Source organism: Okeania sp. KiyG1 (genome assembly GCF_014132355.1).
Taxonomy (GTDB): Bacteria; Cyanobacteriota; Cyanobacteriia; order Cyanobacteriales; family Microcoleaceae; genus Okeania.
The window spans coordinates 22,850-32,197 of record NZ_BLZO01000141.1; the positions used below are offsets into that span (position 1 = coordinate 22,850).

Annotated in this window: 11 protein-coding genes and 1 pseudogene; 5 read left to right on the forward strand and 7 right to left on the reverse strand. The window is 37.7% G+C overall.

What is annotated here, in order from left to right:
* Positions 1–2: 2 nt before the first annotated feature.
* From gvpN to SAGCYANO_RS33355, 7 genes and pseudogenes are all read right to left on the reverse strand, one after another.
* Positions 3–914, reverse strand: a complete 912-nt coding sequence (gvpN, locus tag SAGCYANO_RS33325) for a gas vesicle protein GvpN (RefSeq protein ID WP_202223971.1) — start codon at positions 912–914, stop codon at positions 3–5.
* 393 nt (positions 915–1,307) lie between these two features.
* Positions 1,308–1,511, reverse strand: a complete 204-nt coding sequence (locus tag SAGCYANO_RS33330; RefSeq protein ID WP_202223972.1) for a hypothetical protein — start codon at positions 1,509–1,511, stop codon at positions 1,308–1,310.
* Between the two features lie 128 nt (positions 1,512–1,639).
* Complete coding sequence (locus tag SAGCYANO_RS33335; protein WP_202223973.1) at positions 1,640–1,984, reverse strand: hypothetical protein; 345 nt, start codon at positions 1,982–1,984, stop codon at positions 1,640–1,642.
* A 168-nt stretch (positions 1,985–2,152) separates the two neighbouring features.
* Positions 2,153–4,033: an ArsA family ATPase gene (locus SAGCYANO_RS33340; RefSeq protein WP_202223974.1), complete on the reverse strand. Its 1,881-nt coding sequence runs from the start codon at positions 4,031–4,033 to the stop codon at positions 2,153–2,155.
* Positions 4,034–4,222: 189 nt separating this feature from the next.
* Entirely contained in the window at positions 4,223–4,372 is a 150-nt protein-coding gene (locus SAGCYANO_RS33345; protein WP_202223975.1) for a hypothetical protein, read from the reverse strand.
* Positions 4,373–4,416: 44 nt separating this feature from the next.
* Positions 4,417–5,623 (reverse strand): annotated as a pseudogene (locus tag SAGCYANO_RS33350) (RNA-guided endonuclease InsQ/TnpB family protein).
* Between the two features lie 146 nt (positions 5,624–5,769).
* Entirely contained in the window at positions 5,770–6,012 is a 243-nt protein-coding gene (locus tag SAGCYANO_RS33355; protein WP_202223976.1) for a gas vesicle protein GvpG, read from the reverse strand.
* Between the two features lie 324 nt (positions 6,013–6,336).
* Between SAGCYANO_RS33355 and SAGCYANO_RS33360 the strand changes: the two genes are divergently transcribed.
* The 5 genes from SAGCYANO_RS33360 (at position 6,337) to SAGCYANO_RS33385 (ending at position 9,271) form a co-directional block, all read left to right on the forward strand.
* Positions 6,337–6,645: a helix-turn-helix domain-containing protein gene (locus SAGCYANO_RS33360; RefSeq protein WP_202223977.1), complete on the forward strand. Its 309-nt coding sequence runs from the start codon at positions 6,337–6,339 to the stop codon at positions 6,643–6,645.
* Between the two features lie 55 nt (positions 6,646–6,700).
* Complete coding sequence (locus tag SAGCYANO_RS33365; protein ID WP_202223978.1) at positions 6,701–7,438, forward strand: GvpL/GvpF family gas vesicle protein; 738 nt, start codon at positions 6,701–6,703, stop codon at positions 7,436–7,438.
* A gap of 732 nt (positions 7,439–8,170) precedes the next feature.
* Positions 8,171–8,410, forward strand: a complete 240-nt coding sequence (locus SAGCYANO_RS33370; protein ID WP_202219316.1) for a transposase family protein — start codon at positions 8,171–8,173, stop codon at positions 8,408–8,410.
* Entirely contained in the window at positions 8,397–8,624 is a 228-nt protein-coding gene (locus SAGCYANO_RS33375; RefSeq protein ID WP_202219317.1) for a hypothetical protein, read from the forward strand. The genes SAGCYANO_RS33370 and SAGCYANO_RS33375 overlap by 14 nt, the downstream gene beginning before the upstream one ends.
* 155 nt (positions 8,625–8,779) lie before the next feature.
* Positions 8,780–9,271 (forward strand): ISAs1 family transposase, encoded by a 492-nt coding sequence (locus SAGCYANO_RS33385; RefSeq protein WP_255502477.1) that lies wholly within the window; start codon positions 8,780–8,782, stop codon positions 9,269–9,271.
* The last annotated feature ends 77 nt before the right edge of the window (positions 9,272–9,348 follow it).

Sequence of the window (9,348 nt, forward strand, 5' to 3'; positions counted from 1 at the left end):
ACCTAAACATTAGAGGTCGAAACTTTTTTAGTGGGGAAAATTTCCTTTAGAACTTCCTCCAGTCTCTGCATAGCTTCCCCCCTCGGTAAACTAGCTCGCGATATTAATATATCAGTACAAATATCCTGAAAATTAGGGTTTTGACCATTTACAGGAACATCATGTTCTTGACAAACCTTAGCAATAATTAGACAGGAACGCAAGCCACCTAATTTTTCTTCCCCTATTCTTGTTCGAAAACTACGCACTAGATTAACTATAGTTTCGGCTTTTTTCGGGTCGATACCTGTTTGACGTATGACTATTTCTTGTTCGGTTAGAGCATCAGGTTCTCCCATATTAATTGTCACCACTCGGTCTAACAAAGCATCTTGAGTAGCATGAACTCCACAATATTCTTCCGAGTTGGAAGTTAAAATTACTCTAAACTTGGGATTAACTTGAATATATTCCGAGCGGTCTTGGTTGGGTGGCAAAACCAACATTTTCTCTTCTAAAACTGAGAGTAAAATATTGTTTACCTCTGGACGGGAGCGATTGAATTCGTCATAAACTAGAGTAAAACCTTCTTTACAAGCTAAGGTTAATCTAGAGTCAACCCAATTATGTTTCAGTTCATCCTCAACTTTTAATACAGTATGGATATAATTATCCACAACTTTTTTCCTAGTATATCCTGACTGATTACCTACTAAGTCTGAGGATTTAAATTCATCGTCCCCAAACATTAAAACAATGGGTTGGCGACGTAGATGGGCAAGGTGTAATGCCAGAGTAGTTTTGCCGACTCCAGCGGGACCGCGCAAATGAACTGAGTAGCCAGATTTTAAATAACGCAAAGCACGTTGAGCTACACGTTCGACACCAGGGGTGCTGACAAATTGTTGGGGTGAGACATTAAGTACAGTAGTCATTTTCAGTTATCAGTTATCAGTTATCAGTTATCAGTTACAGCGTTGCTGAATTGAAGTATGAATGGGCAATTGTTTGGTTCTAGTCAAGCCCCCGCGCATCCCCCGTTCAACAAAAAGCGCAGCAACATCTGGCTTCCCCCTTTTCAAGGGGGACGGGAGGGATCAAGGAGGACTTTTAGAGTTTTATTCCCCCCACGCATTGGGGGGCTAGGGGGGCTTGCATCATACCCAGAATCAGCAACGCCTCAGTTACAGCATATTTCGGGCAAATGATGTACAGGGTAAACGGTGAAAACCTTGTAGTGCGGGCATCTTGCCCGCGATAGGTGTACCTCATAACAAAGGGAAGCGCTGTATAAATTATTAATTATTAATTATTAATTATTAATTATTTTAATACCCTAAAGTAATTGTTTTGAATTTTGATTTTGGTGGTTCTGGTGTCCTAGTTTGAGATTTTTCTAGTTTCTTACTTGTTAATTTATTCATGGTGGGTTTATGGGATTTAATTAGTTTCCGAGATTGAGTTTTTAGCTCTTTATTTGTTTCTTCATCCCGAACAGTAAGACGTTCTTTTATTTGATTATATCGCCTCACGGAAGTTAAAAGTCAAAAGTCAAAAGTTAGATTTTGTCAGGATAGGTCATTATTAAGTCAAAAGTCAAAAGTTAAGATTCTGTCAGGATAGGTCATTATTAATTATTAATTATTAATTATTAATTATTTTAATAGCCTAAAGTAATTGTTTTGAATTTTGATTTTGGTGGTTCTGGTGTCCTAGTTTGAGATTTTTCTAGTTTCTTACTTGTTAATTTATTCATGCTGGGTTTATTAGATTTAATTGGTTGCTGAGATTGACTTTTTAGCTCTTTATTTGTTTCTCCATCCAGAACAGCAAGACGTTCTTTTATTTGATTACATCGTCTTTCTAAATTTTGTAGCTCTTTTTGTAAACGTTCTTTTTCCACAACATTTTTATATACTGTTAAATATGTAGTTGCTTCCGAACGTTGGCGAGGCATACTGCTAAGTTTTGGTGTGATTTTTCCACGTTTGGCTGAACGGTGCATAGTTAATGAATTAGTTATAGTAGGGAACAGGGAACAGGGAATAGGGAACAGTTGGAAAAACATTTCCTAGTCTAAGATTCATCATCATTCTATATCTTAACCAATTCCTTCTTAGCTATAGTATTTGCCAGATTTTTCTGAGCTAATAGCTGATAGATGATGGCTAAATCAAAATAAATAATTAGCTGCTCCTTTTATTTGTTCGATAGGTTCAATTGAACGAGGTAACATTGGCATACAAACAATTTTTGCCCCCGGAAATTTATCCCTAGGAACAATGCTATTAGAGGTAAAACAATTTAAAACTACATAATTTTGTGCTATCTCCTTTTCTACAAGAGATTTATAAAGACGTTCCGCTTCCGCAATAACTCCAGTCTGGGGACGCATGACCCCAATAAATTCTGTTTTTTGTGAATCTTTCAGAATTTTTTGGGCATTAACCACCCGTTTTCGTAAAGTTCTTAAACGCCCCATAAATTCAGTTCGACCAATAATATCTTGATATTTTATCCATAGTTTAAAAATCCAACTTAACCAGTCTTGCATGGCACTAGGCATTTCTAAAAAACGTAATAAATGACCAGTGGGAGCAGTATCTAAAATAATTAAATCTTCTTTGTCTGACTCCAACAATTCAATTACTGTTAATAAGGATAATATTTCATCAATACCAGGTAAAGCTTGTTCGACAATTTGACGCCATCCCTTGGGAGCAAATGCCATTTTAAAAGAGGCTGAATTATCGGGTTTTTCCCCACTCATCATTTCTGCTAATTCCCACAAATAATCTTCCCGAAATTTTTCAAGAACTCGATCTGATTCTACTTCTTGTCCTTTGAAGTTAGGATGAATTATAGATGGTTCATGGCTTAGAGTTAGACCAAAAGCATCTCCCAAAGAATGGGCAGGATCGATAGAAACTGTTCTAATTTGACAGTCAGGATGCCGTTGTGCCATTTCCCAACCAATAGCAGCAGCTATAGTAGTTTTCCCTACGCCTCCCTTCCCCCCAATAATTAATAAACGTCTACCCTCTTGGATAAAGTCAGTAAAACCAGGAGGAATTGTTTCCGGCCATTTGATATCTATTGTCTCATAAGTTGAGGGTGTTAGACTTTCTGCTGGAGAAATTTGGTCGATTAGATTTTCTAGGGCAGTTATACCTAAAGGTTCAGATTTTTGTTGGGGTATTAAATATACCGATTTTTCTCCTGCCAGTTCCATAAACTGACTAACTAACTTTCCTTGTTCCAGGTAGCGATCGCCATTACTATCTTTATCTATAATAATTTGATTCACAAAAATACCACCGTAAGGAATTTTCAAATTTTCCAAAGAATCTAAAAATCTCCTGGTCTCCTGAAAACTCATAGGTTCGGGTAGTGCCATAACTAAACAAGCGGTCTTAGGTGACTCTTGTAATAAATGACGACCTGCTGCTAATTCGTCTTTAAGATTTTGTAATGTTTCGTCGGCTCGATCTGGTGTGTACTTACCGGCAAAACTTTCTTTAATAAAGCGATATTTCTGTTGAAAAAGTTCTAGGGACTTGAGTAAGGTATCCAAAAAATCCATTAGTCGGAATAAGTTGAGAGTATGACCGCTGGGAGCCATATCTACAACTACTCGATTGACTACTTTTTCGTTACAGAGACGTTGTATTTCCAGTAAACCCATTAATTCGTCTAATCCTGGCCAATCTAAATCCCAGACTGGGGTGAGGTCTTCCCCTTCAACAAAGCTACCTCGTTCTACCAGTAGTTCTAGGATATCACCATAACGTTGTTTAAATTCTTCGAGCAGGAAATTAGCATCTAAAGCTCTGACTGAAAGATTGGGTAAACCTTCTAAAGGTGTTGGTGTATCTGTGACTTGTATTTGCAGGACATCTCCTAAAGAGTGGGCAGGGTCAGTGGAAATTAAGAGGGTTTTTTCATCAGGGAATTTTTTCGCCCACTGACAAGCAAAAGCACAAGAGGTTGTGGTTTTTCCTACGCCTCCTTTGCCACTAAACATTGCTAAGTTTAGGTTATCAAAAAGTTCCATCAGTTTTTTATAAATTAATAGGAAATTCATTTATCAGTTATTCAGTATCAGAATTTTGTAGGTTGGGTAGAACGAAGTGTTAGCGGAGCTTATCGGTTAGGATAAACCCAACATATATTTTATTTTTATAGATGCAGATTTTTGTTGGGTTGCGAGATACGCTTAACCGAACCTACTAGGTTACTACTTTCAAACTAAGACTATCAAATTCTGGGAGTTGATGATCCATTGCCACACCAATAAGAACCCATTCTTGATAATACTTCCAATAATTCCTGACGGCATAGCTGTGGCAATAAGTAAATGGTCGCTAGCATGGTCGTAACTTACTGGTGACATTTCTATTCTGAATTTTCCTTGTTGACATCCTCCCGACGCTGCTCTTAGGAGACAGCGCGGGATTCCCTGGCATCACTGTTAGGGGCTTTCTGTTTCTTCGCACCCGCCTTCCGAGATTTACTCTCAGATGGTCTTACAGTCGCTCCACAGACTGACACTGCGAGTCCCGCAGCCAAAATATTGATCGAAGCGTTTATGTCGCGGTCATGGTGAGTAGCACATTCAGGACAATCCCACTCTCTAATATTTAGAGGTAACTTCTCCACTATATGACCACAATTAGAGCAACGCTTAGAACTAGGGAAATACCTGTCAATCTTAATTAATTGACGACCATACCACTCTGCTTTGTATTCTAATTGCCTGACTAATTCTCCCCAGTTGGCATCACTGATAGCTCTAGCTAACTTATGATTCTTGACCATATTTTTTACTGCTAAATCTTCAACTACTATTGTTTGGTTTTCTCTAATTAATTGAGTAGGCGCGCTTATGAGTATAGTCAAGCCTTGAATCTTTAATTTTTGCGTGTATCCTAGCTGCTTTCAGTCTGGCCTTTTGATAGTTATTAGATCCCTTGGTTTTTCTAGATAGAGACTTCCCCGCTAACCTAAGTTTTTTGTGTAATTTGTTTAGATTCTTAGGGTTAGCAAATGTTTCTCCATCACTGGTAGTAACTAAACTGGTAATTCCTAAATCAATACCAACTTCTTTAGTTACTGGGTTCAGCTTTAAATCTCTAGGGTCATTGACTCTCAGAGACACTGACCATCTGCCGGAGGGGTCAAGTTTTACGGTAATTGTACTTGGTACACAGCTTTGGGGTATTTGCCTACTCCACTTGATAGGTAATGGTTCAGCACACTTAGCCAAATATACTTGACCATCTTTCCACTTAAATGCAGACTTTGTAAATTCAGCACTACCACCATTACGCTTTTTCTTAAAGTTGGGATATTTGGCACGTCCACTAAAGAAGTTGGTAAAAGCTGTTTGTAGATGTCTTAAGCCTTGCTGTAATGGAACACTGCTGACTTCTGTAAGAAAATCTAAATCTTCCTGCTTTTTCCAGTTGGTAAGCATGGTTGAAGTTTGCTTATACCCTACTCGCTCTTTGTTTTCATACCAAGCTTGAGTCCTCACTGCCAAGGCTTTGTTGTAGATCAGTCGAACACAGCCTAAAGTCCTCCTCAACAGGTTTTCCTGTTCTGGAGTAGGATAGAACCTAAACTTGTAAGCTTTTTCAACCATTTACTGCTTGCTAATTCTAGGTTTAGATTCTAACATATTCTTTGTGAAACCGCAAAATTGATTGGCATTCATCCCGACGCTCCCGATCTGCGGAGAGCGCGGGTATAAATGCCAACATTTAGATAAAAAACTGAGGGCTAAAATAACTATTCTTCAAGTTGTTGTTCTTCCGCCGCCTGAATTGCTAATAAAAGTTCCTCTTCTTGAGCTTCAAAATCTTCTTCTGAAACCTCTCCCATATCAAAAGCAAGTTGAAGAGCTAGAAGTTTTTTACTCAGATTTTCCCGATCATCTACTTCTGTATCTACTTGTTCTTGAATTTTTTTCCCTAACCAAACTATTCCTCCCAATGGACCAGTAATAGGCAGAGTTAATAAACGGATAACCATAATGATGAAGTCCTAAAATTAGTTGTCGAAGCAAAAATTGTCCCTATAGAAGTCAAAAATCAAAAGTCAAAAGTAATATTTATTGAATAGATAGAAAACTTTGACATTTTAACGTATTATTTGACATTATATATATGAAACTATTTTTTACCTTACTCGAAGAAATACTTAGATCAGTTAGTAAAAATGGCTTCACAACCAGAAAAATAGACAATTTATCTGAATGTTGGCATTTATACCCGCACCATAATCTCTGATTTGGTGTCGGCATAAATGCCAACCAATACTATAGTAATACTTTAGTGTGAGTAATAGGTAAAAATATTGAAAGCAAGATACAAATATCGCATCTATCCAAATCATATACAAGTAACTAAATTAAATCAACTATTTGGTTGTTGTCGATATGTTTGGAATCAATCATTAGCACATTGTAATCAACTGTATGCTAATATTAGTAATAAACCAAGTTATGTTGATTTAACTAAACAATTTATAACTCAAGCTAAAGGAGAATTATTTTGGTTGAAGGAAGTTGCGTCCACTCAACTACAACAATCATTTAAAGATTTAGACCAGGCGTCACCCTATCTCACCCTCTCCGTGTCCTCAAGAACCCGTGTCAAATCTTAAAAACTTACCCTTGTAAGACTCCCCTACTCACTACTCCCTACTTCTTAAATTAATTATGAAATCTGGTTTCTATGTTTATGGTATATTTCTACCACCTGGTCCGCAAAACTTAAGTTTACAAGGATTGGATAAAGAAGCTGTAAATATTCAAATTGTTGATGAATTTGCAGTGCTTTACTCCATGGCAAAACAAGAACGTTATCTGGCAAGTCGCCGCAATTTACTTACCCATGAAAAAGTGCTTGAGTCAGCTATGGAGGCAGGCTATAGAAATGTATTACCTATGCGATTTGGTTTAGTAGTTTCTGACTGGGAAAAATTTTCTCAACAGTTGACTAACCCTTTTGAACAGGTAATGAAACAACTTTTTACTAAGTTAGAAAATAATCGAGAAGTAGGAATAAAAATATATTGGGAACCAGATGCAGAAATTCAACAATTACTTGTAGAAAATCCAGACCTCAAAGCTCAACGAGACAAGTTAGCTGGAAAAAATTTAAGTATGGATGAGGTGATTCAGATTGGGCAAGCTATTGAACAAGAAATGAATAGTCGTAAACAAGATATTGTTGAAATTTTCCAAACAACTCTGAATCAAATGGCAATTGAAGTAGTAGAAAATGACCTGCAAACAGAAAAAATGATTTATAATGCAGCTTATCTAATACCCTGGGAAAAAGAATCTGAGTTTGGTGAAAAAGTAGAAGCTATTGATAGTAAATTTGAGGGAAGATTTAAAATTCGCTACAATAGTTTTACTGCTCCTTTTAATTTTGCTCGAATTGAACAATGAAAAGCATTTAGCCGTCAGCTATCAGCTATCAGCTTTTTTCAAATGAAGGAGGTAATAACCTTTGAGAAATTGATCGAGAATTAAAATAAATTTCAGATTTCAAGCCTTCTACTAAATGAGGAGATACTGATAATTGATATAGCAATTCCCGCAGTTATAAAGTACATTTACGCTCCCCCGCGCATCCCCCTTTCTAAGGGGGACTTTGAAGGCTCACCCCTTTTTAAGCTTTTCCCTCTTTTTAAGCGGTTCCCCCCTTATTAAGGGGGGTTAGGGGGGATCTAAAACTGTACCTCTACTAAATGAGGAGATACTGATAATTGATATAGCAATTCCCGCAGTTATAAAGTACATTTACGCTCCCCCGCGCATCCCCCTTTCTAAGGGGGACTTTGAAGGCTCACCCCTTTTTAAGCGTTTCCCTCTCTTTAAGCGGTTCCCCCCTTATTAAGGGGGGTTAGGGGGGATCTAAAACTGTACCTCATAGATTAAATAACTTTCATAACTGACAATCACTAATTTTAGAGGATATCTGAAAAGTTGTTTGATACTGAATTTTGCCCCCCTAGCAAGCCAACTTTGGGGGGAACAAGAGTCAATTTTCTTGCTCTAGTCCCCCACGCATTGGCAGGGCTAATTCATTGTCGCCAGAGAAAAATATTGAGGAGTACAATGATTGTTGTCAAGTATTGAGTTAAGCTAACTATTCTCAATATTAGGGCTTAGATAGAAATGAACTTATTACAAATATTGGCCCAATTACCAGATTTTCGAGCTGCTAGAGGGAGACGTTATCCATTATGGTTAGTATTACTGTTAGTAATTATGGGTACAATGAGCGGTTGTTTCTCCTATTGTGCCCTAGAAGATTTTGCTCGTCGTCATCATCTGGCATTACAGCAACAACTAGAGCTATCGCCTTTGAGTTTTCCAACTGAAGTCTACATTTCGGCGAATTATGACCAGAATTGATTTTGCTCAATTAGCTCAAGTATTCAATCAATGGGCTCAACACCAAATAACAATTCAAGAGGCCGAATGGTTAGCAGTGGACGGTAAGAGTATTAGGTCTACTGTCAGTGACTGTTATGGTTCTTACCAAGACTTTGTCAATGTTGTTTCTGTGTTCAGTAATTGTCAAGGAGTACCTGTAGCCATAGAACAATTTCACGTGGGAAGAAAGTAGTGAAATTGCTGTTGTCCAAGCCATATTGGCTAGTTTAAACCTTGAAGGAGTAGTTTTTAGTTGCGATGCTTTACATTGTCAAAAAAAAACCGTCAAGTTAATCATTGACAGAGGTAACCATTACACAATAGCAGTCAAGGGTAATCAAAAAAAAACTGTACCAGCAAGTACAACTAACAACTGAACAAACACAACCAAGTAGTGTTGATATATCAGAAGATAGATCTAGAAATCGTGTGGTTTGTAGAACAGTGTCTGTGTTTAATAATCTGTTGGGAATTAGCTCTGAGTGGGAAGGAATTAAGTCTGTGATTAGAGTTGAGCGTCAGGGTACACGAGCAAGTGTTGACTATTATCAAACAGCTTACTACATTAGCAGTCTGAAATTAAGTGCAGCAGAATTTGCAGTAGGAATTCAGGGACATTGGGGAATTGAGAATCGACTACATTGGGTTAAAGATGTAGTGTTTCGAGAGGACACAAGTCTAATTCGGCACTCTCAAGCTGCTGCTAATTTTTCTGTGATTCGTCAGTTGGCGATCGCTATCTGTCGCCTTCATGGTTATTCTTCCCTCACTACTGCGATTCGTACCATTGCTCACGATTTGGAGCAGATTTTTCTGATGATTATAAATCTAGAACTGTAGTCATTGAGAATTGAAATTGGCCCATACACAGAACCTCACTCCCCCCTAGTTTTCGATTTCAATAGTTCTGGTATTGG

Bases quoted from the DNA above. Each gene is read 5' to 3' on its own strand.
- gvpN (WP_202223971.1), bottom strand. From the start codon at position 914: ATGACTACTGTACTTAATGTCTCACCCCAACAATTTGTCAGCACCCCT.
- SAGCYANO_RS33335 (WP_202223973.1), bottom strand. From the start codon at position 1,984: ATGCACCGTTCAGCCAAACGTGGAAAAATCACACCAAAACTTAGCAGT.
- SAGCYANO_RS33340 (WP_202223974.1), bottom strand. From the start codon at position 4,033: ATGGAACTTTTTGATAACCTAAACTTAGCAATGTTTAGTGGCAAAGGA.
- SAGCYANO_RS33345 (WP_202223975.1), bottom strand. From the start codon at position 4,372: ATGTCACCAGTAAGTTACGACCATGCTAGCGACCATTTACTTATTGCC.
- SAGCYANO_RS33355 (WP_202223976.1), bottom strand. From the start codon at position 6,012: ATGGTTATCCGTTTATTAACTCTGCCTATTACTGGTCCATTGGGAGGA.
- SAGCYANO_RS33365 (WP_202223978.1), top strand. From the start codon at position 6,701: ATGAAATCTGGTTTCTATGTTTATGGTATATTTCTACCACCTGGTCCG.
- SAGCYANO_RS33370 (WP_202219316.1), top strand. From the start codon at position 8,171: ATGAACTTATTACAAATATTGGCCCAATTACCAGATTTTCGAGCTGCT.
- SAGCYANO_RS33375 (WP_202219317.1), top strand. From the start codon at position 8,397: ATGACCAGAATTGATTTTGCTCAATTAGCTCAAGTATTCAATCAATGG.